Raw genomic sequence first — 24,079 nt, 5'->3', positions numbered from 1 at the left:
GACCAACAGGCGGGCGGTCGCCATTCCCCTGAAGGGGACGCCACCGACCCATGTGTCCAACAGAGTAAATCTAATGACCGAATCATTTGCCGAACTGTTTGAAGCCAGCCAGGCCAACCTGGCCAAGCTGAAGCCGGGCGCCATCGTCAGCGGTACCGTTGTTGAAGTCCGCGGCGACGTCGTGGTGATCAACGCTGGCCTGAAGTCCGAAGGCATCGTGCCGATCGAACAGTTCCGTAACGACGCTGGCGAAATCGACGTCGCCGAAGGCGACATCGTCAAGGTCGCCCTCGACTCGATCGAGAACGGCTTCGGCGAAACCGTCCTGTCGCGCGAGAAGGCCAAGCGCGCGATGGTGTGGGACGAGCTGGAAGAAGCGTTGGAAAAGAACGAAACCATCACCGGCCGCATCAGCGGCAAGGTCAAGGGTGGTTTCACCGTGGACATCAAGGATGTCCGCGCCTTCCTGCCGGGTTCCCTGGTCGATGTGCGCCCGGTGCGCGATCCGGCCTACCTGGAAGGCAAGGAACTCGAGTTCAAGCTCATCAAGCTGGACCGCAAGCGTAACAACGTCGTGGTCTCGCGCCGCGCTGTCGTCGAAAGCGAGCACTCGGAAGAGCGCGAGCAGCTGATGGACAAGCTGCAGGAAGGCGCGATCCTGAAGGGTGTCGTCAAGAACCTGACCGATTACGGCGCGTTCGTGGACCTGGGCGGCATCGACGGCCTGCTGCACATCACCGACATGGCGTGGAAGCGCGTGCGTCACCCGTCGGAAGTCGTGAACGTCGGCGACGAGCTGGACGTCCGCGTGCTGAAGTTCGACCGCGAGCGCAACCGCGTTTCGCTGGGCCTGAAGCAGCTGGGCGAGGATCCGTGGGACAACATCGGCCGTCGTTACCCGGCCAACAGCCGCGTCTTCGGCAAGGTCTCCAACGTCACCGATTACGGTGCGTTCGTTGAGATCGAGCCGGGCGTCGAAGGCCTGGTGCACGTCTCCGAGATGGATTGGACCAACAAGAACGTCAACCCGTCCAAGGTTGTGCAGGTTGGTGACGAAGTCGAAGTGATGGTGCTGGACGTCGATGAAGAGCGTCGCCGTATCTCGCTGGGCATGAAGCAGGTTGCCGCCAATCCGTGGGAAACCTTCGCTGCCACCCACAAGAAGGGTGACAAGGTGTCGGGCCAGATCAAGTCGATCACCGACTTCGGCATCTTCATCGGCCTGGACGGCGGCATCGACGGCCTGGTCCACCTGTCCGACATCAGCTGGAACACCACCGGCGAAGACGTCGTTCGCAACTTCAAGAAGGGCGATACCCTGGACGCCGTCGTCCTGGCTGTCGATCCGGAGCGCGAGCGCATCTCCCTGGGCGTGAAGCAGCTGGAGCAGGATCCGTTCGGCCAGTACATGGCTGCCAATCCGAAGGGCTCCAAGGTCGAAGGCGTGGTGAAGGAAGTCGACGCCAAGGGCGCGATCATCGAGCTGGCTGACGGCATCGAGGGTTACGTTTCGGCTCGCGACATCGCCAACGAGCGCGTTGACGACGCCACCCAGCACCTGAAGGTCGGCGACAAGATCGAAGCCAAGTTCGTGGGCATGGACCGCAAGGGCCGCACCCTGCAGCTGTCGATCAAGGCCAAGGACGACGCGGAAATGCGCGAAGTGCTGGAGGAATACCAGTCCTCTTCGGCTTCCAGCGGCACCACCCAGCTGGGCGCGCTGCTGCGTGCACAGCTGAACGGCAACAAGTCCGAGTAATCGGCCTTACGCTGTTTGTTGTTTCCTGGACGGCCCGGGCTTCTGCCCGGGCCGTTTCAGGCTGAGATGCCCCTGATGTGAGCCGGTGATGACCAAATCCGAACTGATCGAAATCCTTGCGCGCCGCCAGGCGCACCTGAAGGCCGATGATGTCGATCTGGCGGTGAAGTCGTTGCTGGAGATGATGGGCGGATCGCTGTCCGCCGGGGATCGCATCGAAATCCGTGGTTTTGGCAGCTTCTCGCTGCACTATCGTCCGCCGCGCCTGGGTCGCAACCCGAAGACCGGCGAATCGGTTGCCCTGCCGGGCAAGCACGTCCCCCATTTCAAGCCGGGCAAGGAACTGCGCGAGCGGGTCAGCAGTGTGCTGCCGCTGGACGCCGATCCGGCCTGAGCCCCCGTCGCGCCACCGCGTGCGAATCCAGCCGCGGGTCGGATAAGCTACGGACTCCTGCCACTGGAGCTGTCGCATGAAGGTCTTTCGTCTGCTGGTCCTGCTGGCGGTCCTGATCCTTGGGCTGATCATTGGTGCGGTCAACATGACCGCGATGTCGATCAACCTGCTTTTCACTCAATTGCACACCTCGGTGGGCGTGGCGCTGATCGCTGCACTGCTGGTGGGTGTCGTGGTCGGTGCCGGCCTGGTACTGGTGAGCGTGGTCATTCCGCTCTACAGCCAGCTGCGCCGTGCCAACAAGTCCGTGGCGGCAACGCCGGCCGCGGGTGTTTCCCCCCAATCTTTTGATGGACGCTGATCGAAGATGGATTTCGTCACCGAGTGGCTGTGGTTTTTCCTGTTCGTTCCGCTGGCCGCACTGGCCGGGTGGGTGATCGGCCGGCGTGGTGGCCAGCGCCACGGTGACAACCAGGTCAGCCGCCTGTCCAGCACCTACTTCCGTGGCCTGAACTACCTGCTCAACGAGCAGCCGGACAAGGCCATCGAACTGTTCCTGCACATCGCCGAGCTGGACAAGGAAACCTTCGAGACCCAGGTCGCGCTGGGCCACCTGTTCCGCCGCCGCGGTGAAGTCGACCGCGCCATCCGCCTGCACCAGGGGCTGGTCAACCGCCACGACCTGAGCGACGCGCAGCGCGTGCAGGCCCTGCTGGCGCTGGGCGAGGACTATATGAAGTCCGGCCTGCTGGACCGTGCAGAGACGGTGTTCACCGAGCTGGCGCAGCTGGACCAGCGCGCCCCGCAGGCGCTCAAGCACCTGATCGGCATCTACCAGGCCGAGCGCGACTGGGAAAAGGCGATCGACAACGCCACCCGCTTCGAAGACGTCACCGGCGAGCCGATGGGCAAGCTGATCGGGCAGTTCGAGTGCGAACTGGCCGAGCGCTTCCGCGGCGCCGGCAAGCTGGAAGAGGCGAGGGCAGCGATCACACGCGCCTACCAGGCCGATGCGATGTCGGTGCGTGCCGGCATCATTGAAGGTCGCCTGGAAACCGATGCCGGCAATCCGGAAGCGGCCGTGCGCGCCTTCGAGCGCGCTGCGCGCAACGATCCGGAGTACCTGCCGGAGCTGCTGCCGGCGTTGATGGAAAACTACCGCAAGGTAGGCGATCTGGCAGGCGCACGTGCGTTCCTGTCGGAAATGACCGAGCACTACCGTGGCATCGCCCCGGTGCTGGCCCTGACCCGGCTGATGGAAGAGCAGGAGGGCGTGGCTCCGGCCCGAGCCTACCTTGGCCGCCAGCTCAAGGATCGTCCGTCGGTGCGTGGCGAATCGGCGCTGATCGACCTGACCCTGGCCGAGGGCGCCGATTCCACGGCGACCCTGCATGACCTCAAGCACATCACCGACCAGCTGCTGGTGCGCAATCCCGCTTACCGCTGCACCCGTTGCGGGTTCGGTGCACGCACCCACCACTGGCAGTGCCCGAGCTGCAAGGAATGGGGCACGGTCAAGCCACTGCTGAACTACGCGGTGCTCTGATCCATGCCGTGGCTCGTGATGGGCGCGCTGCTGGGGCTGGCCCTGCTGAGTGCGGGGTTGACCTGGGCGGCACGGGGTTATGCCCTGCGCCAGCAACTGCTGGATCACCCCGGCGAGCGTCGCAGCCATAGCGTGGCAACGCCGCGCGGTGGTGGCATCGCCATCGTCATCAGCCTGCTGGTCACCGCCGGTGCAGCGATGTGGGTCTGGCCTGAATCGACACCGAGCCTGCTGGTGGCCGGCCTGGGCCTGGTGCTGGTGGCGGGCATCGGCTGGTGGGACGACCACCGGCCGTTGCCGGCCATGCGCCGCCTGCTGGTGCACTTCATTGCCGCCGCGCTGCTGGCCGCCCTGGTCAAGGTGCATGGTGGAAGCTGGTTGCTGGCCGGGCTGGTGCTGGTATTCACCGCCTCGTTGATCAACATCTGGAACTTCATGGATGGCATCAACGGTATTGCCGCCAGCCAGGCCATTGTTGTTGCGCTGGGCCTGGCGCCGGTGCTGCCCTGGCCGTATTCGCTGGCCGCGGTGGCGCTGGGCCTGGCCTGCCTGGGCTTCCTGCCGTTCAATTTCCCGCGGGCCCGGATCTTCATGGGTGATGTCGGAAGTGGCGCGCTGGGCTATGCAGTCGCCGTCGTCCTGGCGATCGCTGCGGTGCGTACCGATATCAACTGGATCCTGCTGCTGGTGCCGGCTTCGGCGTTCCTCGTGGACGCGGGCTTCACACTGGCGGCGCGCATCATCTCCGGACAACGCTGGATGGAACCCCATACCCAGCACGTCTACCAGCGGGCGGTGCAGGCAGGAGCCAGCCACGCCCAGGTGACAGGGATGTACTTTGCTCTGGGCCTGTTCAGTATTACAGTGCTTAATGTCTGCTCCAATTTGCAGCCGAGGTGGGAGGCTGTCCTGGCGGTCGCGTGGTTTCTCGCGCTGAGCGTCCTCTGGATCCTCCTGCGCAATGGATTGCGTCACCGACAAGGAAATACCTGACTTATGGCTTCACCCTGGCGGGACAGAATCCTCGGCCTGATGCCGCGTTCGGCCATCGTCTGCCACGACCTGTTCATGGTCTGGGCATGCTGGCAGCTGCTCCACGCCGGGCGGTACTCGATCCTCCCCAACGCGCCCTCGCTTCCGCTCTGGAATGTCGACACCACCCTGGTGCTGCTGCTGCAGGGCCTGGTGTTCTGGCGCGTGGGCCTGTATCGCGGGCTGTGGCGTTTCGCCAGCGTCAGCGACCTGCTGAACATCTTCAAGGCCAGCTTCATCGGCCTGGTCGGCATCGTGCTGGTGCTGATGTGGAAGCGTTTCGACGGCGTGCCGATGTCGGTGCTGGTGATCTATCCGTTCGCGCTGTCGGCGCTGCTCGGCGCGCCGCGCCTGCTCTACCGGGCCTGGAAGGATTACCAGGCACTGCAGTCGGATTCGAGCGCGCGCCGCGTGCTGATCCTCGGTGCGGGGCAAGCCGCCGAGACGCTGGTCCGCGATCTGCGCCGCTCCGGCAACTTCGAACCGGTCGGCCTGCTGGACGACGCACCGCACCTGCGCGGCGCCAAGCTGCAGGGCCTGCCGATCCTGGGCAGCCTCGATGATGCCCCGGCGGTGGTCCGCGAGACTGCAGCCAAGTTGCTGGTGATCGCCATGCCCTCGCTGGATGCCGCAGGCATGCAGCGGGTGGTCGCCATCTGCGAAAGCACCGGCGTGCCGTTCCGCACCGTGCCCAAGCTGAGCGACATCCTGCAGGGGCAGTCGCTGCCCGGCCAACTGAAGGAGGTGGCGATCGAGGATCTGCTCGGCCGCAAGCCGATCACCCCGGACTGGAACCTGATCCGTGGCTGGTTGGGCGGTCGCACCGTGATGGTGACCGGTGCCGGTGGCTCGATCGGCTCGGAGCTGTGCCGCCAGTGCGCGCGCCACGGTGCCGGCCGCATCATCCTGCTGGAGATCAGCGAACTGCTGCTGCTGACCATCGAGGGTGAGCTGCGTCGCAGCTTCCCCGATATCGAGATCGAAGCGGTGCTGGGCGACTGTGGCGATCCTGCGGTGATCCGCCATGCGCTGTCGCTGCATCCGGTCGACACCGCGTTCCATGCCGCAGCGTACAAGCATGTGCCGGTGCTGGAGCGGCAGCTGCGCGAAGCCGTGCGCAACAACATCCTGGCGACCGAGAACGTGGCCCGCGCCTGCCTGGAAGCGCGCGTCGAGCATTTCGTGTTCATCTCCACCGACAAGGCGGTCGATCCGGTCAACGCGCTGGGTGCCAGCAAGCGCTATGCCGAGATGATCTGCCAGAGCCTGGACCAGAAGTCCACGCACACCCGTTTCGTTACCGTGCGCTTCGGCAACGTGCTGGCCTCGGCCGGCAGCGTGGTGCCGCTGTTCCGCGAGCAGATCCTGCGCGGTGGCCCGGTCACGGTCACCGATCCGGAAGTCACCCGCTACTTCATGACCATCCCCGAGGCCTGCCAGTTGATCCTGCAGGCCGCGGCCTCGGCCTCGCACGGTGCGATCTACACGCTCGACATGGGCGAGCCGGTGCCGATCCGGCTGCTGGCCGAGCAGATGATCCGTCTGGCGGGCAAGCAGCCGTACAAGGATGTGCAGATCATCTATACCGGCCTGCGTCCGGGCGAGAAGCTGCACGAGACGCTGTTCTATTCGGACGAGGACTACCGCGCAACCGCGCATCCGAAGGTCCTCGAGGCCGGCGTGCGCATGTTCTCGCGCGATCTGGTGCTGGGCAACGTCCCGCGCCTGCGCGAGGCGGTGTGCAGCTACGACACCGAAACCATCAAGGAAGTCCTGTTCGCGACGATGCCCGAGTTCTCGCCAATCGAACAGGATGCTTACATTTCATCCGCTAAAGTCGTGCCCTTTCCCGCACGCGAGGCCAACAGGCACCAATGAGCAAGCGAATTCGCAAGGCAGTTTTCCCCGTAGCGGGTTTGGGGACGCGTTTTTTGCCAGCAACCAAGACCGTGCCGAAGGAGATGCTGCCGATCATTGACCGGCCGCTGATCCAGTACGCAGTGGATGAAGCAATCGAGGCCGGCTGTGACACGCTGGTGTTCATCACCAACCGCTACAAGCACGCGGTCGCCGACTACTTCGACAAGGCCTACGAGCTGGAGCAGAAGCTCGAGCGCGCCGGCAAGCAGGAGCAGCTGGAGCTGATCCGTCACGTGCTGCCCAATGGGGTGCGCGCGATCTTCGTGACCCAGGCCGAGGCGCTGGGCCTGGGCCATGCGGTGCTGTGTGCCAAGGCCGTGATCGGTGACGAGCCGTTCGCGGTGCTGCTGCCGGACGACCTGATCTGGAACCGCGGCGACAGTGCGCTGAAGCAGATGGCCGATCTCAACGAAGCCAGTGGCGCCAGCGTCATTGCCGTTGAAGATGTGCCGCACGACAAGACCGCCAGTTACGGCATCGTCGCGACCGAGGCCTTCGATGGCCGCAAGGGCCGTATTTCGCAGATCGTGGAGAAGCCGAAGCCGGAGGACGCGCCGAGCGACCTGGCCGTGGTCGGCCGCTACGTGCTGAGCCCGAAGATCTTCGAGCTGCTGGAGCAGACCGGCAGCGGTGCCGGCGGCGAGATCCAGCTGACCGATGCGATCGCGCAGCTGCTGAAGACCGAAGAGGTGGATGCCTACCGTTTCGAGGGCACTCGTTTCGACTGCGGTACGCACCTGGGGCTGGTGGAAGCGACGATCCGCTTCGCGCTGGACAACCCGAAGCTCGCAGGGCCGGCGCGGGAGAAGCTGACGGCGATGTTGGCGGAGTAAGGGTTTTATCAAGCGCTCCGTTCGCGGCGCCTTGATTGATACGTGGTGGGGGGTACGGGTGGGCCTTTGCAGGACACGCCGTAAACCCATCCATGGGGGCTCGATGGCGCCTTGCTCGTGTGCGCTGTCCTGCGCACACGGCAAGACCGGGGTTGGGCGTCCTGCCCAACCCGCCCGAGGCATGCCTCGGGCCCATGGCGCCAACGGTCCTGCAAAGGCCCACCCGTCCCGCCTGCCAGGTTTCCTGCGGGCGCGGACGGGAAGGGCGGAATCAAGGGCGGGAGCACAATCAAAAAAGGCAGCCTATGGCTGCCTTTTTTGATTGTTGGGGTCAGATCCCTTTGCGTAGCAAAGGGCTCTGACCCCAGCTTTTGACCTTGCTTTTGCTAAACCCTCCGCCGCGCGGAATGTTGGGTGGCGCGGGTGGGTGAGGCTGACCGGGACTGTCAGCGGCATGGGCCAGGCGCATGCGCCTGGCGGGTTGGGCAGGACGCCCAACCCCGGCCTTGCTGCGTGCGCAGGATTGCGCACGCTAGCAAGCCGCTGCCAAGCCCCCATGGGTGAGGGCGCTTTGCTTGCGAAGCACTGCTTCGCAAGCGCCCGAACGCACAGCCGCCAGCGGCTGGGCCGGTCTGGGGGTTCACGGCGTGTCCCGGGCAGCCTCACCCACCCGGGCCCCACAGCCAACCAACAATCAGCCGGCAACGCCTTGATCCTTACAGCGCCTCGAAAATACCCGCTGCGCCCATGCCGGTGCCGATGCACATCGTCACCATGCCGTACTTCTGCTGGCGACGACGCAGGCCGTGCAGCAGGGTGGCGGTACGGATCGCGCCGGTCGCACCCAGCGGGTGGCCCAGGGCAATCGCGCCACCCAGCGGGTTGACCTTGCTCGGGTCCAGGCCGCAATCGCGGATCACCGCCAGCGACTGCGCGGCGAACGCTTCGTTCAGTTCAATCCAATCCAGCTGGTCCTGGGTCAGGCCGGCCTGCTTCAGTGCCTTCGGGATCGCGGCGATCGGGCCGATGCCCATCACTTCCGGGCGCACGCCGGCCACCGAGAAGCTGACGAAACGGGCCAGCGGGGTCAGGCCGTAGTCCTTGATCGCCTGTTCCGAGGCCAGCAGCACGGCACCGGCGCCATCGCTCATCTGCGACGAGTTGCCGGCGGTCACAGTGCCGCCGAACTGGCCGTTGCGGAACACCGGGCGCAGCTTGGCCAGGCCTTCAGCCGAGGAATCCGGGCGCGGGCCTTCGTCGGTGTCGGCGATCTTGTTGCGGGTGATGATGCGCTGGCCGTCGGCCAGGTCCGGCAGGTGCGAGACGATCTCGTACGGGCTGATCTCGTCCTTGAACTCGCCGTTCTGGATCGCGGCCATGGCCTTCTGGTGCGAGGCGAGGGCGAAGGCGTCCTGGTCTTCGCGCGAGACCTTCCACTCTTCGGCGACCTTCTCGGCAGTGATGCCCATGCCGTAGGCGATGGCCACGTGGTCGTTGTCGAACACGCTCGGCGCCATGGCGATCTTGTTGCCCATCATCGGCACCATCGACATCGACTCGGTGCCACCGGCCAGCATCAGGTCGGCGTTGCCCAGGCGGATCGCGTCGGCGGCCTGCGCCACGGCCTGCAGGCCGGAGGAGCAGAAGCGGTTCACGGTCTGCGCGGCGATGGTGTTCGGCAGGCCGGCCAGCAGCACGCCGATGCGTGCCACGTTCATGCCCTGCTCGGCTTCCGGCATGGCGCAGCCGATGATCGCGTCATCGATGCGGTTGACGTCCACGCCCGGGGCCTGCGCGACGACGCTGCGCAGCACGTGCGCAAGCATGTCGTCGGGGCGGGTGTTGCGGAACATGCCCTTGGGCGCCTTGCCGACCGGGGTGCGGGTGGCGGCGACGATGTAGGCGTCCTGGATTTGCTTGGTCATTGCAGTGATCTCTTGAATAGGGGGTGGAAGAGGTTGCCGGCCAGCGGCCGGCACTACCGATGTCTTCCGTCAGTTCCGCAGCGGCTTGCCGGTCTTCAGCATGTGCGCGATGCGGGCCTGGGTCTTTTCCTGCTGGGCCAGTTCGACGAAGTGCTTGCGCTCCAGGGTCAGCAGCCACTCTTCGTCCACCAGGGTGCCGCGGTCGACCTTGCCGCCGCACAGCACGGTGGCGATGCGCTCGGCGATCTCGTAGTCGTACGGGCTGATGAAGCGGCCTTCCAGCATGTTGACCAGCATCATCTTGAAGGTGGCGATACCCACGTCACCGGCGACCTGGATGCGGCGTGCCGGCAGCGGCGGGCGGTAGCCCGCTTCTGCCAGGGCGCGTGCTTCGGCCTTGGCGATATGCAGGGCCTCGTAGCTGTTGAACACCACCTTGTCGGTGCTGCGCAGCAGGCCCAGCTCCTTGGCGTTGACCGCTGAGTTGGACACCTTGGCCATCGCCACGGTCTCGAAGGTCTTCTTCAGTTCGGCGAACACGTCGCCGCCCGGGCCTGCGGCCTGCGAGGCACGCACGGCCAGTTCCTTCAGGCCGCCACCGGCCGGCAGCAGGCCGACGCCGGCTTCGACCAGGCCGATGTAGCTTTCCAGGAAGGCAACGGTCTTGGCGCTGTGCATCTGGAACTCGCAGCCGCCGCCCAGGGCCAGGCCACGCACGGCGGCCACCACCGGCACCAGGGAGTACTTGATGCGCTGGCTGGTGTGCTGGAAGTTGGCGACCATTTCTTCGAACTGGTCGACCTTGCCGGCCTGCAGCAGGCCCAGTGCACCGGCAAGGTCGGCACCGGCGGAGAAGGGTTCCTTCTGCTGCCAGATCACCAGGCCCTGGAAGTCCTTCTCGGCGCGGCTGACGCATTCCTGCAGGCCGTCCAGCACCTGGTCGGAGACGGTGTTCATCTTGGTCTTGAAACTGACCACCGCGATGCCATCGCCGTCGTGCCACATGCGCAGGCCGTCGTTCTCGAACACGGTCTCGCCCGGCGCGAACTTCTCGCCCAGCAGCGGATCGGGGAAGCGCTGGCGCTGGTACACCGGCAGCGACGAGCGCGGCAGCTTGGCGTTGCGCGACGGGCTGTAGCTGCCTTCGGCGGCATGCACGCCGTCGCGGCCATCGAACACCCAGTCCGGCAGCGGGGCGTTGCTCATGCTCTTGCCGGCCACGATGTCATCGGCGATCCACTGTGCCACTTGCTTCCAGCCGGCGGCCTGCCAGGTCTCGAACGGGCCCAGCGACCAGCCGTAACCCCAGCGGATGGCCAGGTCGACGTCGCGCGCGGTCTCGGCGATGTCGGCCAGGTGGTAGGCGCTGTAGTGGAACAGGTCGCGGAAGGTCGCCCACAGGAACTGCGCCTGCGGGTGCTGGCTCTCGCGCAGCTTGGCGAACTTCTCGGCCGGGTTCTTGATCTTCAGGATCTCGACCACTTCCGGCGCGGCAGCGCGATCGGCCGGGCGGTAGTCCTGCTTCTCCAGGTCCAGCACCACGATGTCCTTGCCGACCTTGCGGAAGATGCCGGCGCCGGTCTTCTGACCCAGTGCGCCCTTGGAGATCAGCGCGTCCAGCCACTTCGGCGACTTGAAGAACTCATGCCACGGATCATTCGGCAGGGTGTCGCCCATGGTCTTGATGACGTGCGCCATGGTGTCCAGGCCGACCACGTCGGAGGTGCGATAGGTCGCCGACTTCGGGCGACCGACCAGCGGGCCGGTCAGGCCGTCCACTTCATCGAAGCCCAGGCCGAACTGCTGGGTGTGGTGGATGGTGGACAGGATCGAGAACACGCCGATGCGGTTGCCGATGAAGTTCGGGGTGTCCTTGGCGTACACCACGCCCTTGCCCAGGGTGGTGACCAGGAAGGCTTCCAGGCCTTCCAGCACGGCGGCGTCGGTGGTGGTGGCCGGGATCAGCTCGGCCAGGTGCATGTAGCGCGGCGGGTTGAAGAAGTGCACGCCGCAGAAGCGGTGGCGCAGCTGTTCGGGCAGCACGTCGGCCAGCTTGTTGATGCCCAGGCCCGAGGTGTTGGAGGCCAGCACCGCGTGGTCGGCCACGAACGGCGCAATCTTCTTGTACAGGTCCTGCTTCCAGTCCATGCGCTCGGCGATGGCCTCGATGATCAGGTCGCAGTCCTTCAGCTGCTCCAGGCCGGAGTCGTAATTGGCCGGGGTGATGGCTTCGGCCAGCGACTTGCTGGCCAGCGGCGCCGGGCTCAGCTTGCCCAGGTTGGCGATCGCCTTCAGCACGATGCCATCGGCCGGACCTTCCTTCGCAGGCAGGTCGAACAGCACGGTGTCGACGCCGGCGTTGGTGAGGTGGGCGGCGATCTGGGCACCCATGACGCCGGCACCCAGCACGGCGGCGCGGCGGACTAGCAGGGAATTGGACATGGTGTAGGGCCTTTGTTGGTCAGCAGTTACTGGGTGGAATCAAGGGAAGCGGGCAGGGCGCTGGCGCGTGCGGCGGCGCGGAACCCGGCTTCGGCGAAATGGATCAGTTCGTGGGCGGCATGGGCACGATGCGCCGCTTCGGTGACACCGGCGGGACGCTTGATCAGCCCGAAGTCGGCCATCGCATAGGTCAGCGAGCCGGCCAGGAAGTCGAGGCGCCAGTACAGCTCCTCCTTGCTCAGGTCCGGCACGCACTCGCCGATGGCCTTGCCGAACGCACGCAGCACGTGGCCGTAGTGGTCGGACAGGAACTTGCGCAGGTTGTCGTTCTTCTCGGCGTAGGCACGGGCGATCACGCGCACGAAGGCGCCGCCGTTCTGGCGGTCCTGGGCCAGCGCCAGGGCAGGCTCGACGAAGGCGGCCAGCACCGGGCGCAGTTCGCCCGGGTGCTCCGTGCGGGCGCGTTCCAGCTGCGACAGGCGGGCGCCGGTCATCTCGTCCATGCGGCGGCGGAACACCTCGTTGACCAGGTTTTCCTTGGAGCCGAAGTGGTAGTTGACCGCCGCGATGTTGACGTCGGCCTGGCTGGTCACCTGGCGCAGCGAGGTGCCGGCGAAGCCGTGCTGGGCGAACAGCTCCTCGGCGGCACCGAGGATCCGGTCCTTGGTCGAGAAGTGGGCGGGCTTGGCCATCGGTGGTCGGACCTTAATCAAACGATTGTTTGATACTAGGACCAGACGGTACCGTATGGCATTTTGCAGTGCAGCAAAATCGGCCGACCCGGTCAGATTTCACTCAGGTCGGTGAATGGGGTAGTGCCGGCCGCTGGCCGGCAGCCCCGAGGTTGAATGGCGCCCTATGCCGGCCAGCGGCCGGCACTACCATGCCGCCGCTTTATCTTTTACAATTCGCCTACGTTTATCAGGCTAAGCCCGCGTCCCGACGCGGGTTTTTTTCATGTTACCCTTCGGGCCATCAGCGGCCCGATTCCATTGGAGACATCCCATGGCGCTGGAGCGCACCCTTTCGATCATCAAGCCGGACGCCGTTGCCAAGAACGTCATCGGCGAAATCTACGCCCGCTTCGAGAAGGCCGGCCTGAAGGTCGTGGCCGCCAAGTACAAGCAGCTGTCGCGCCGTGAAGCCGAAGGCTTCTACGCCGTGCACCGCGAGCGTCCGTTCTTCAACGCGCTGGTCGAGTTCATGATCTCCGGCCCGGTGATGATCCAGGCCCTGGAAGGCGAGAACGCCGTCCTGGCCCACCGCGACCTGCTGGGCGCCACCAACCCGAAGGAAGCCGCGCCGGGCACCATCCGCGCCGACTTCGCCGAATCCATCGATGCCAACGCCGCCCACGGCTCGGACTCGGTCGAGAATGCCGCGATTGAGATCGCCTACTTCTTCGCCGCCACCGAAGTCGTTTCGCGCTGAGAGTAATGCCGTGAACGAGGTCGTACAGTCCCCCGCCATCCAGCCGCTGCCGAAGTCGGCACCCACGGCTGGCAAGCAGAACCTGCTCGACCTCGATCGCGCGGGCCTGGAGAAGTTCTTCGTCGAGGTTCTCGGCGAAAAGAAGTTCCGTGCCCATCAGGTGATGAAGTGGATCCACCATCGCTACGTCACCGACTTCGATGAAATGACCGACCTCGGCAAGGTCCTGCGCGCCAAGCTGCAGGCCCATGCCGAGGTGCTGGTTCCCAACATCGTGTTCGACAAGCCCTCCGCCGACGGCACCCACAAGTGGCTGCTGGCGATGGGCGTGGATGGCAAGAACGCCATCGAGACCGTGTACATCCCGGACAAGACCCGCGGCACGCTGTGCGTGTCCTCGCAGGTCGGTTGCGGCCTGAACTGCACGTTCTGCTCCACTGCTACCCAGGGCTTCAACCGCAACCTGACCACCGCCGAGATCATCGGCCAGGTGTGGGTTGCCGCGCGCCACCTGGGCAACGTGCCGCACCAGATGCGCCGCCTCACCAACGTGGTGATGATGGGCATGGGCGAGCCGCTGATGAATTTCGACAACGTCGTGCGCGCCATGAGCGTGATGCGCGACGACCTTGGCTACGGCCTGGCCAACAAGCGCGTGACCCTGTCGACCTCCGGCCTGGTGCCGCAGATCGACCGCCTGTCTGCCGAAAGCGACGTGTCGCTGGCGGTGTCGCTGCATGCGCCGAACGACGCGCTGCGCGAGACCCTGGTGCCGCTCAACAAGAAGTACCCGATCGCCGAGCTGATGGCCTCGTGCGCACGCTACCTGCGCGCCAACAAGCGCCGCGAATCGGTCACCTTCGAATACACCCTGATGAAGGGCATCAACGACAAGCCCGAGCATGCCCGCGAGCTGGCCCGCCTGATGCGCCAGTTCGACAACGCGGTGCAGGCCAAGGATTCGGGCAAGGTCAACCTGATCCCCTTCAACCCGTTCCCGGGTACCCGCTACGAGCGTTCGGAAGAGGCGCACATCCGCGCCTTCCAGAAGATCCTGCTCGACAGCAACGTGCTGACCATGGTCCGCCGTACCCGTGGCGACGACATCGACGCCGCCTGTGGCCAGCTCAAGGGCCAGGTGATGGACCGCACCCGCCGCCAGGCGGAGTTCAACAAGACGCTGCAGGCGGGGAAGGGGAGCGATGCCGCGGCCTGACCGCCTCTGGCTGGTTCTGCTCGCAGGCACGCTGGCCCTCGCGGTCGGCGGCTGCAAATCCCATCCCAAGGCCAAGCTTGGCCCGAGCGAGGCGCCGGTCTACTCCGTCCGTGATCCGGAAGGGGTGCGGCAGCAGGTGCGCTGGCAGGAATTGCTGACCCTGGCCGGCCGCGACATCCAGGGCGGCAATCTCGATGCTGCCGAGCGCAAGGCGCGCGAAGCCCAGAAGCTGGTGCCGACGGCCCCCGACGGCCTGGTCCTGCTTGCGGGCATCGACGAGCGTCGCGGTCGCAGCCAGCAGGCCGGCGAGAACTTCCGCAAGGCTGCCGAGCTGGCGCCGCAACGTGGCGACGTGCTCAACAACTATGGTGCCTGGCTGTGCCAACAGGGCCAGGCGGCCGAATCGCTGGTGTGGTTCGATCGTGCCCAGCGGGCGCCGGGCAATCCCGCCGTCGCCGAAGCGCAGTCCAATGCCGGCAGCTGTGCGCTGGATGCAGGCCAGTTCGAGCGTGCCGAGCGCGACCTGCGCGCGGCGCTGTCGGCGCTGCCGGGAAACCCGGTCGCGCTGGAGGCCATGGCCCAGCTCAGCTTCCGCCAGGGCCGCTACATGGAGGCCCGGGCCTTCGCCGAACGTAGGATTGCGGCTGCACCCGCAACGCGTTCCGTGTTACAACTTGCGTCTCAAATCGAAGCGCGGCTGGGTGATCGGGCGGCATCTGACCGCTATCTTCAGCGCATTCGACAGGAATTTCCGCAGGAAGCGGGCTCCTAACTCCAGGGTTGATGCATTGTGATTGATGACCAGACTGTGAGCGCTCTCGAGACTGCGGCCGGCTGCGGCACCCGCCTGCGCCAGGCCCGTGAAGCGGCCGGACTGACCCTTGAGGATGTCGGCTCGCGCCTGCGCATGCCGGTCCAGGTGGTCAGGTCGCTGGAGGAAGAGCAGTGGCAGAAGCTGGGCGCGCCCGTCTTCGTGCGCGGCCAGTTGCGCAGCTACGCGCGCCTGCTCGACGTCGATGTGAGCCAGCTGCTGGAGCAGGCCCAGGTGGGCCCTGTCGTGCCGCCCACCCTGGTCAGCCATACCCATACCCCGCGTGCGCGCCGCATTGCCGAGAATCTCGGCCGGCGCGTGCTGTACGTCGGCATCACCGCCGTGCTGGCCGTGCCGGTGTGGTTCGCCACCCGCGGCCATTTCGATGGCAGCACCACGCCGTCGCCGAACACGGCCTCGCTGGACGCAATCCCGGCCGCTGTGCCGGTGGCCCCGTCCGCTGCGGGTGTCGAGCCGGCAGCCCCGGCTGAAGTCGCGAGTGCCCCGGCCAGCAAGCCGGCCGCAACCCCGTATGTCGCTTCGCTGTCCCCGGTGCCGCGTTCGGCACCCGCTGCGCCCGCAGCCGCCAATACGCTGGAGATGCAGTTCAGCGGCGACAGCTGGGTCGACATCGGCGGCCCGGACGGCAGCACCGTCGAGAAGGCGCTGATCAGGTCCGGCGAAACCCGCAGCTTCACGCCGGGCCAGGTGACCCGGGTGACCCTGGGCAACGCCTCGGCGGTCCAGGTTCAGCAGAACGGCGCTATCGTCGATCTGACCCCCTACCAGCGAGCCAACGTGGCACGCTTTCAGGTATCCTCTGAAGGCTCCGTGGTCCCAGTTTCGCACTGAGGCGCGGTTTCACCACCTTCGATAATCCCAATGGTCCCTCCCGATGGGCGGGGCGAGAGTACGCATGGCGATCGACGATCTGCTCGACGAGCACGAACAAAGTGAACGCGTCCGCAGCTGGCTGCGGAAGAATGGCGCCAGCATCCTCGGTGGCGTAGTCATCGCCATCGGTGCCATTGCCGGCTGGCAGTGGTACCAGAAGGATCAGGGCGGCAAGCTGGCCTCGGCCAACGTGGAATACCAGAAGGCCCTGGTCGGTCTTCAGCAGAACAAGCTCGACGACGCTGCCAAGGCAGTGAAGGCGCTCGAAGCGGGCCCGTCCAGCATCTATGGCGACCTCGCGGCGCTGCAGCTGGCCAAGGCCCAGGTCGACGCCGGCAAGAACGAAGAAGCGCTGGCCACCCTGCGCGCCGTGAAGGTCGAAAGCGACCTGCAGCGCGTGGTCGACCAGCGTGTGGCCCGCCTGCTGGTGGCCACCGGCAAGAGCGACGAGGCGATCAAGCTGCTGGGCAGCGCCACTGACAGCAGCAGCCTGGAAATCCATGGCGATGCGCTGATGGCGCAGGGCAAGCGCGATGACGCCCGCGCACAGTACGAGAAGGCGCTGAAGTCGCTGGACGTGGCAGCGCCGCAGCGGCGCCTGCTGGAAACCAAGGTTATGGATGCCGGCGGCACGGTCGCCGCCCCTGCGGAGTCGGTTTGATGAGTCAGAAGGTCATGATCACCCGCGTCGCCACCGTGCTCCTGATGGGCATGGCCCTGACCGGCTGCAGCACCATGAAGGGCTGGTTCGCCGGCAAGGACGCGGCAGCGAAGAAGGCCCAGGAGCCGGCTGAGCTGGTCAAGTTCGAGCCGAGCGTCAAGGTCAACAAGGCCTGGTCGGTCAACCTCGGCAAGGGCGAGCGCCGCATCGGCGTGCGCCAGGGCCCGGCCGTTGCCAATGGCCACGTGTTCGCTGCGGCGATCACCGGCGGCGTGCACGCCATCGACCTGCAGACCGGCAAGAAGGTCTGGACCTGGGAGCCGCAGAAGGAAAAGAAGAAGCCGAAGCTGCGCCTGTCCGGCGGCCCGGGTGTCGGTGAGAACCTGGTCGTGATCGGCACGCTCGATGGCCAGGTCATCGCCCTGGACATCAATGACGGCAGCGAGAAGTGGCGCGCCCGTGTTCCGGGTGAGGTCATTGCCGCGCCGGCCGTGGCCCAGGGCCTGGTGTTCGTGCGCAGCAACGACGGCCGCGTCACCGCGTTCGATGCCGGCAACGGCACGCAGAAGTGGTTCAACCCGAGCGAACTGCCGGCGCTGACCGTGCGCGGCAACGCGCCGGTGGTCACCGGTCCGGGCGTGTTGTTCATCGGCAAGGACGAAGGCGCGGTTGCCGCGCTGGCCATGCAGGATGGGCGAACCCTGTGGGAACAGAACCTTGGCAACGGCGAAGGCCGTACCGAGCTGGACCGCATGGCCGATGTCGACGGTGCCCCGGTGCTGGAGGGCAACACCCTCTTCGTGAGCAGCTTCAAGAACCAGACCATGGCCATCGAAGGCCCGACCGGTCGCCCGCTGTGGGCGCGCGACCATGGCGGTGCAGGTGGCGTGGCAGTGTCGTCGGGCAATGTGTTCGTCACCGACAACAAGGGTGGCGTGTTCGGCCTGGACAAGGCGACCGGCGCTGCCATGTGGTCGCAGACCGAGCTGGCGCGTCGTTCGCTGACCGGCCCGGCGCTGCACGGTGATTACGTGGTCGTCGGCGACTACAAGGGATACGTGCACTGGTTGAAGACCTCCGATGGTGCGATGGCGGCACGGGCGAAGAGCGGCGGTGACGCCCTGCTGGCCCAGCCGGTCGTCGTCGACGGGGTGCTGCTGGTGCAGAACGTGGATGGCAAGCTGACCGCCTTCCGGTTGGCAAACTAAAAAATTGGAGTAATCGCGATGCTGCCTCTGGTCGCCCTGGTTGGACGGCCGAATGTCGGCAAGTCGACTATTTTCAATGCGCTTACGCGCACCCGTGACGCGCTGGTCCACGACCAGCCCGGCGTCACCCGCGACCGCAACTACGGTGTCTGCCGCCTCGACGAGGACAATCATTTCCTCGTCGTGGATACCGGCGGTATCGCCGGGGAAGACGAAGGCCTGGCCGGCGCCACCACGCGCCAGGCCCGTGCGGCCGCGGCCGAAGCCGATCTGATCCTGTTCGTCGTCGATGCCCGCGAGGGCACCTCGGCGCTGGACGACGAGATCCTGGCCTGGCTGCGCAAGCTGTCGCGCCCGACGCTGCTGCTGATCAACAAGATCGACGGCACCGACGAGGACAGCGTGCGTTCCGAGTTCGCCCGTTATGGCTTCGGCGAGATGCTGACCGTCTCGGCCGCGCATCGCCAGGGCCTGGACGACCTGCTGGACGAAGTGATCCAGCGCCTGCCGGAAGAAGGCAGCGGCGAAGAGCTGGACAACGACCCGAACCGCATCCGCATCGCCTTCGTCGGCCGCCCGAACGTGGGCAAGTCGACCCTGGTCAATCGCATCCTCGGCGAGGAGCGCATGATCGCCTCCGACGTGCCGGGTACCACCCGCGACTCGATCGCGGTGGACCTGGAGCGCGACGGCCGTGAGTACCGCCTGATCGACACCGCCGGCCTGCGCCGCCGTTCGCGCGTGGATGAGGTCGTCGAGAAGTTCTCGGTGGTCAAGACCATGCAGTCGATCGAGCAGTGCCAGGTGGCCGTGCTGATGCTCGACGCCACCGAAGGCGTGACCGACCAGGACGCCACCGTGCTCGGTGCCGTGCTCGACGCCGGCCGCGCGCTGGTGATCGCCATCAACAAGTGGGATGGCCTGACCGAGTACCAGCGCGAGCAGGCGGAAACCATGCTGTCGCTGAAGCTGGGCTTCGTGCCGTGGGCCGAATCGGTGCGCATCTCGGCCAAGCACGGCTCGGGCCTGCGTGAGCTGTTCCGTGCGGTGCACCGCGCGCACGAATCGGCGAACAAGACCTTCACCACCAGCGAAGTGAACAAGGCGCTGGAAGTCGCGTACGAGACCAATCCGCCGCCGACCATCCGCGGCCACGTCTCCAAGCTGCGCTACGTGCACCCGGCCGGTTCCAACCCACCGACCTTCATCGTGCACGGCACGCGCCTGAAGGAGCTGCAGGAGTCGTACAAGCGCTACCTGGAGAACTTCTTCCGCAAGCGCTTCAAGCTGATCGGTACGCCGGTGAGCTTCATCTTCCGCGAGGGCACCAACCCGTACGAGGGCAAGAAGAACGTCCTCACCGAGCGGCAGGTCAAGGCCAAGCGGCGCTTGATGAAGCACGTCAAGGGCAAGTGATTCACGGGAAGGCGGCCGCAGGGCCGCCTTTCTTGTCTGTGGTAGTGCCGGCCCCTGGCCGGCAACCTCGCGTCATCCCGTGCGTTCATGGCCATGCCGGCCAGCAGCCGCCACTCCCCCATGTTTGCAGGTATCGGCCAAGGCGGCCTGCCGCCACGTGCGTGATAATGCGCCCATGAGCATCCCAGAGCTTTCCCCCGCACAGGCACGCGAGCGCCTGGCCCATGGCGCCGTGCTGATCGACGTGCGCGAGGCGCACGAACGGGCCGGCGGCATGGCAGAGGGCGCGCGCGGCGTGTCCAAGGGCGAACTGCAGGCCGACCCGGCCGCGCATCTGCCGCGGCACGACCAGGAGATCCTGCTGATCTGCCAGAGCGGCAAGCGCTCGGCCGATGCCGCGCAGTGCCTGCTGGAGGCTGGATACACCCATGTGGCTTCCGTGACCGGCGGCACCGTGGCCTGGCGCGAGCAGTCGCTGCCGCTGGTGCAGCCGCTGGCCAGCGCCGCCGACCGTGACTTCTTTGATCGCTATTCGCGCCACCTGCTGCTGCCGCAGGTGGGTGAGGCCGGCCAGCGCCGACTGCAGCAATCAAGCGTGCTGGTGCTGGGAGCGGGTGGCCTGGGTGCGCCAGCCGGCTTCTACCTGGCCGCCGCCGGGGTAGGGCACCTGCGTTTCGCCGACCACGACCGCGTGGAGCGCAGCAACCTGCACCGCCAGATCGTGCACACCGAAGCCAGCGTCGGCCAGCTCAAGGTCGATTCGGCGCGCGAGCGGTTGCTGGCGTTGAATCCGTCGATCGAGGTCGAGTCGGTTCCCGAGCGGGTCACCTCCGAGAATGTGGATGCGCTGCTTGAGGGCGTGGACGTGGTGCTGGATGGGTCGGACAACTTCCCGCTGCGCTACCTGCTCAACGACGCTTGCATCAAGCACGCGATGCCGCTGGTCTACGCCGCCATCGAGCGCTTTGACGGCCAGGTAAGCGTGTTTGATGCCGGCCGCCAGCGTGGCGTGGCGCCATGCTACCGCTGCCTGTTCCCGGAACCGCCGCCGCCGGAGTTCGCGCCGAACTGTTCCGAGGCCGGCGTGCTGGGCGTGCTGCCTGGCCTGGCCGGCGTGTTGCAGGCCACCGAGGTGCTGAAGCTGCTGCTGGGCATCGGTGAACCACTCGTCGGTCGGCTGCTGCGCTTCGATGCGCTGGGCATGCGATTTCGTGAGACCGGCATCCGGCCGGACCCGCAGTGCCCGGTATGTGCGCCGGGTGTGCCGTTCCCGGGGTATATCGATTACGCCGCGTTCTGCCGGGGTGGGTGAATCCGGCCGGGCGTCATCCACGCAGGGCGTGGATCTACAGCGACGTGCAATGGTTTCGGGATGATGCTGGGGCGGGTACCCACCATCGTTCCACCTCCAAGACAATCCGGCGCAACATGCGTGCTATTGCCGTCATCGGCATTGCTCTATTGTTGAACCCGATTCTGGATCTTGGGGAACACACCGCATGGCGGTAGAAGCAGCGACCAGCGAGCTGGTCAAGGTCGTCGCCCTGCTGGGCGCGGCGGTGGTGATGGTGCCCTTGTTCCGCCGGGCCGGCCTGGGCTCGGTGCTGGGCTACTTCGCTGCTGGCCTGGCGATCGGACCGTTCGGCCTGGGCTGGTTCTCCGACCCGCAGGCGATCCTGCATACCGCCGAACTCGGCGTGGTGATGTTCCTGTTCGTGATCGGCCTGGAAATGCGGCCCTCGCACCTGTGGAGCCTGCGCAAGGAAATCTTCGGGCTGGGCACGCTGCAGATCGTCACCTGTGCGCTGGTGCTGACCAGCATCGCCAAGCTGTTCGGCTTCCCCTGGCAGGTCGCCTTCATCGGCGCCACCGGCTTCGTGCTCACCTCCACCGCAGTGGTGATGCAGCTGCTGGCCGAGCGCGGCGACATCGCGCTGCCGTCGGGGCAGAAGATCGTTTCGATCCTGCTGTTCGAAGACCTGCTGATCGTGCCGCTGCTGGCGCTCGTGGCGTGGATGGCGCCGAGCGCGGGCAGTGCCGATGGCGAGGGTTCACGCTGGTTGTCGGTGGCCATCGGCGTGGGCGCCATCGTCGGCCTGGTGCTGGTCGGCCGCTTCCTGCTCAATCCGCTGTTCCGCGTGCTGGCCGAATCGAAGGCGCGCGAGGTGATGACCGCCGCCGCGCTGCTGGTGGTGCTGGGTGCGGCGCTGCTGATGCAGCTGTCCGGCCTGTCGATGGCGATGGGCGCGTTCCTGGCCGGCGTGCTGCTGAGCGAGTCGACCTTCCGCCACCAGATCGAAGCGGACATCGAACCGTTCCGCGGCATCCTGCTGGGCCTGTTCTTCCTCAGCGTGGGCATGGCGCTGGACCTGGGCGTGGTGGCCGGCAACTGGCAGCTGATCCTCGGCCTGGTGCTGGCGCTGATGGCAGCCAAGGCGCTGTGCATCTACGTGGTCGCGCGCATCATGGGCAGCGACCACGCGCAGGCGCTGGACCGGGGCGTGCTGATGGCACAGGGCGGCGAGTTCGCCTTCGTGCTGTTCTCTGCCGCCGCATCGGCCGGCGTGATCAACCTGGAGATCAATGCCAACTTCACCGCGGTGGTGGTGCTGTCGATGGCGCTGACCCCGCTGGTGGTGCTGGTCTACAAGCGCATCGCGCCGAAGCCGACGGTGAACATGGACGGCGTGGACGAGGCCGAGGGCCTGTCCGGCAGCGTGCTGCTGATCGGCTTCGGCCGCTTCGGCCAGGTCGCCAGCCAGTCGCTGCTGGCGCGCGACGTGGACGTGACCATCATCGACAACGATGTGGAGATGATCCAGAGCGCCGCGCGCTTCGGTTTCAAGATCTATTACGGCGACGGTACGCGACTGGACGTGCTGCATGCCTCGGGCGCGGCCACCGCGCGTGCGATTGCGGTGTGCGTGGACAAGGCCGAGGCCGCCGACCGCATCGTCGAACTGGTGTCGCACGAGTTCCCGCAGGCCAAGCTGATGGTGCGCTCGTTCGACCGCGAGCATTCGCTGCGGCTGATCCATGCCGGTGTCGATTTCCAGATCCGCGAGACGTTTGAATCGGCGGTGCTGTTCGGCCAAGCCGCGCTGGTGGAACTGGGTGCGGATGAGGACGACGCGGTGGAGATTGCCGAGCAGATCCGCCGCCGCGATGCCGAGCGATTTGAGTTGGAAATTGCGGGTGGTGGTTTGAACGCCGGCGCCAAGATGGTGTTCGGCAACTCCGGCCAGGGCGTGCCGACGCCGACGCCGTTCACCGCGCCGAAGCGGGCAAGCAAGACGTTGAACCCGCAGGACGTGCCGGAGGAGGAAGAATAAAGCCCGGTCGTGCCGGCCGCTGGCCGGCAGATGCGGAAACGTTCCGCCGTCATGGGGGTGCCGGCCAGCGGCCGGCACTACCCGTGTGGGGAATTGCCGGAGCCGGTGGTTGGTAGTGCCGGCCGCTGGCCGGCGGATACGGAAACGTTCCGACGTCATGGGGTTGCCGGCCAGCGGCCGGCACTACCGGTGCGCGGAGTCGGCGCACGGCGGTGGGCGAGGGGGCCTGAATCGGGGACAATAGCGTCCCCGCCGCCCCACGCCTGCCCCCGATGAACGATTCCGCCCCCCAGCATCCTGCCCGCATCCTTGATGGCCGCCGCATTGCCGAGGACCTGCTCGACAGCCTGAAGGTGCGCGTCGACGCTCGCGTGGCCGCCGGTGGCAGCCGCCCGGGCCTGGCCGTGGTGCTGGTCGGTGGGGACCCGGCCTCGACCGTCTACGTGCGCAACAAGCGCCGCGCCGCCGAGAAGGTCGGCATCGAGGCGCACGACTACGATCTGCCGGCCGGTACCACCGAGGCCGAGCTGCTCGACCTGATCGACCAGCTCAACGCCGATCCGAAGATCAACGGCATCCTGATCCAGCTGCCGCTGCCGGGCATCCCCGACGCGCGCCGGCTGATCCAGCGCATCGACCCGCGCAAGGACGTGGACGGCTTCCACCCGGAAAACGTCGGCCACCTGGCCCTGCGCGAGTTCGGCCTGCGCCCGTGCACCCCGCGCGGCATCACCACGCTGCTGGGCCACACCGACCAGCCGGTGCGTGGCCGCAACGCTACCATCGTCGGCGTCAGCAACCACGTCGGCCGCCCGATGGGCCTGGAGCTGCTGATTGCCGGCTGCACCGTGACCAGCTGCCACAAGTTCACCCCCAAGGACGTGCTGGAACAGGCCGTGCGCAACGCCGACATCCTGGTGGTGGCGGTGGGCCGCCCGGGCATCGTGCCGGGCGAGTGGGTGAAGCCGGGCGCGGTGGTGATCGACGTGGGTATCAATCGGCTGGATGACGGCCGCCTGGTGGGCGACGTTGGGTTTGAGGCGGCCGCCCAGCGGGCGAGCTGGATCACCCCGGTGCCGGGCGGCGTGGGCCCGATGACCGTGGCCACGTTGATGCAGAACACCCTGGAAGCCGCGGAAGCGCTGAGCTGACCTTTGGGGCGGGTGCCGACTGTTGGCCTGCTCCTGGTAGGTGCCAACCTTGGTTGGCACACATCCATCGGGGCCATCGGCCCATCTGGGGTGCCGGTGCCGGACGCA

Annotated in this window: 20 protein-coding genes; 17 read left to right on the top strand and 3 right to left on the bottom strand. The window is 66.4% G+C overall.

Annotation, left to right across the window (positions count from 1 at the left end; genetic code table 11):
- The first annotated feature begins 73 nt into the window (after positions 1 to 73).
- The 7 genes from rpsA (at position 74) to galU (ending at position 7,484) form a co-directional block, all read left to right on the top strand.
- Positions 74 to 1,759 (top strand): 30S ribosomal protein S1, encoded by a 1,686-nt coding sequence (gene rpsA, locus AC5P8Y_RS12910; RefSeq protein ID WP_005409285.1) that lies wholly within the window; start codon positions 74 to 76, stop codon positions 1,757 to 1,759.
- Positions 1,760 to 1,847: 88 nt separating this feature from the next.
- Positions 1,848 to 2,153, top strand: coding sequence for an integration host factor subunit beta (locus AC5P8Y_RS12905; RefSeq protein WP_005409286.1), 306 nt, complete (start codon positions 1,848 to 1,850; stop codon positions 2,151 to 2,153).
- Positions 2,154 to 2,229: 76 nt separating this feature from the next.
- Positions 2,230 to 2,514 carry a lipopolysaccharide assembly protein LapA domain-containing protein gene (locus AC5P8Y_RS12900; protein ID WP_005409287.1) on the top strand — a complete coding sequence of 95 codons (285 nt, stop codon included), beginning with the start codon at positions 2,230 to 2,232 and terminating at the stop codon, positions 2,512 to 2,514.
- Positions 2,515 to 2,520: 6 nt separating this feature from the next.
- On the top strand, positions 2,521 to 3,699 hold the full coding sequence (lapB, locus tag AC5P8Y_RS12895; protein WP_033834904.1) for a lipopolysaccharide assembly protein LapB: 1,179 nt from the start codon (positions 2,521 to 2,523) through the stop codon (positions 3,697 to 3,699).
- 3 nt (positions 3,700 to 3,702) lie between these two features.
- Positions 3,703 to 4,692, top strand: a complete 990-nt coding sequence (locus AC5P8Y_RS12890; RefSeq protein WP_288469432.1) for an MraY family glycosyltransferase — start codon at positions 3,703 to 3,705, stop codon at positions 4,690 to 4,692.
- 3 nt (positions 4,693 to 4,695) lie between these two features.
- Entirely contained in the window at positions 4,696 to 6,609 is a 1,914-nt protein-coding gene (locus tag AC5P8Y_RS12885; protein WP_005413043.1) for a polysaccharide biosynthesis protein, read from the top strand.
- Positions 6,606 to 7,484 carry a UTP--glucose-1-phosphate uridylyltransferase GalU gene (galU, locus tag AC5P8Y_RS12880; RefSeq protein WP_005409291.1) on the top strand — a complete coding sequence of 293 codons (879 nt, stop codon included), beginning with the start codon at positions 6,606 to 6,608 and terminating at the stop codon, positions 7,482 to 7,484. Before AC5P8Y_RS12885 ends, galU begins: the two co-directional genes overlap by 4 nt.
- Positions 7,485 to 8,200: 716 nt before the next feature.
- Here the strand turns inward: galU and AC5P8Y_RS12875 are convergent.
- From AC5P8Y_RS12875 to AC5P8Y_RS12865, 3 genes are all read right to left on the bottom strand, one after another.
- On the bottom strand, positions 8,201 to 9,409 hold the full coding sequence (locus AC5P8Y_RS12875) for an acetyl-CoA C-acyltransferase (RefSeq protein WP_005409292.1): 1,209 nt from the start codon (positions 9,407 to 9,409) through the stop codon (positions 8,201 to 8,203).
- Between the two features lie 69 nt (positions 9,410 to 9,478).
- The gene (locus AC5P8Y_RS12870) at positions 9,479 to 11,851 is read right to left on the bottom strand and encodes a 3-hydroxyacyl-CoA dehydrogenase/enoyl-CoA hydratase family protein (RefSeq protein ID WP_111172591.1); all 2,373 of its coding nucleotides are present in this window, start codon (positions 11,849 to 11,851) and stop codon (positions 9,479 to 9,481) included.
- Between the two features lie 26 nt (positions 11,852 to 11,877).
- On the bottom strand, positions 11,878 to 12,543 hold the full coding sequence (locus tag AC5P8Y_RS12865; RefSeq protein ID WP_111172590.1) for a TetR/AcrR family transcriptional regulator: 666 nt from the start codon (positions 12,541 to 12,543) through the stop codon (positions 11,878 to 11,880).
- A 313-nt stretch (positions 12,544 to 12,856) separates the two neighbouring features.
- Here AC5P8Y_RS12865 and ndk point away from each other — a divergent pair, with 313 nt between their 5' ends.
- The 10 genes from ndk to folD all read left to right on the top strand — a co-directional run bounded on the left by ndk (position 12,857) and on the right by folD (position 23,971).
- On the top strand, positions 12,857 to 13,282 hold the full coding sequence (gene ndk / locus AC5P8Y_RS12860; RefSeq protein ID WP_005409295.1) for a nucleoside-diphosphate kinase: 426 nt from the start codon (positions 12,857 to 12,859) through the stop codon (positions 13,280 to 13,282).
- A 10-nt stretch (positions 13,283 to 13,292) separates the two neighbouring features.
- Positions 13,293 to 14,498 (top strand): dual-specificity RNA methyltransferase RlmN, encoded by a 1,206-nt coding sequence (gene rlmN / locus AC5P8Y_RS12855; protein WP_005409296.1) that lies wholly within the window; start codon positions 13,293 to 13,295, stop codon positions 14,496 to 14,498.
- Complete coding sequence (locus AC5P8Y_RS12850) at positions 14,485 to 15,270, top strand: tetratricopeptide repeat protein (protein WP_005409297.1); 786 nt, start codon at positions 14,485 to 14,487, stop codon at positions 15,268 to 15,270. Before rlmN ends, AC5P8Y_RS12850 begins: the two co-directional genes overlap by 14 nt.
- Before the next feature lie 18 nt (positions 15,271 to 15,288).
- Positions 15,289 to 16,161 (top strand): RodZ domain-containing protein, encoded by an 873-nt coding sequence (locus tag AC5P8Y_RS12845; RefSeq protein ID WP_495202003.1) that lies wholly within the window; start codon positions 15,289 to 15,291, stop codon positions 16,159 to 16,161.
- A 64-nt stretch (positions 16,162 to 16,225) separates the two neighbouring features.
- On the top strand, positions 16,226 to 16,864 hold the full coding sequence (locus tag AC5P8Y_RS12840) for a YfgM family protein (RefSeq protein WP_033834897.1): 639 nt from the start codon (positions 16,226 to 16,228) through the stop codon (positions 16,862 to 16,864).
- Positions 16,864 to 18,072 (top strand): outer membrane protein assembly factor BamB, encoded by a 1,209-nt coding sequence (gene bamB, locus AC5P8Y_RS12835; protein ID WP_005409300.1) that lies wholly within the window; start codon positions 16,864 to 16,866, stop codon positions 18,070 to 18,072. Before AC5P8Y_RS12840 ends, bamB begins: the two co-directional genes overlap by 1 nt.
- 18 nt (positions 18,073 to 18,090) lie before the next feature.
- Positions 18,091 to 19,488 (top strand): ribosome biogenesis GTPase Der, encoded by a 1,398-nt coding sequence (gene der / locus AC5P8Y_RS12830; protein WP_005413118.1) that lies wholly within the window; start codon positions 18,091 to 18,093, stop codon positions 19,486 to 19,488.
- A gap of 175 nt (positions 19,489 to 19,663) precedes the next feature.
- Positions 19,664 to 20,800, top strand: a complete 1,137-nt coding sequence (gene moeB, locus AC5P8Y_RS12825) for a molybdopterin-synthase adenylyltransferase MoeB (RefSeq protein WP_164133479.1) — start codon at positions 19,664 to 19,666, stop codon at positions 20,798 to 20,800.
- Positions 20,801 to 20,987: 187 nt separating this feature from the next.
- Entirely contained in the window at positions 20,988 to 22,820 is a 1,833-nt protein-coding gene (locus AC5P8Y_RS12820; RefSeq protein ID WP_049464725.1) for a monovalent cation:proton antiporter-2 (CPA2) family protein, read from the top strand.
- Between the two features lie 272 nt (positions 22,821 to 23,092).
- Positions 23,093 to 23,971, top strand: a complete 879-nt coding sequence (gene folD / locus AC5P8Y_RS12815; protein ID WP_164133639.1) for a bifunctional methylenetetrahydrofolate dehydrogenase/methenyltetrahydrofolate cyclohydrolase FolD — start codon at positions 23,093 to 23,095, stop codon at positions 23,969 to 23,971.
- The last annotated feature ends 108 nt before the right edge of the window (positions 23,972 to 24,079 follow it).

The organism is Stenotrophomonas sp. YJH_SMC_12-1 (assembly GCF_059370935.1).
This window is presented reverse-complemented; position numbering and strand designations above follow the sequence as displayed.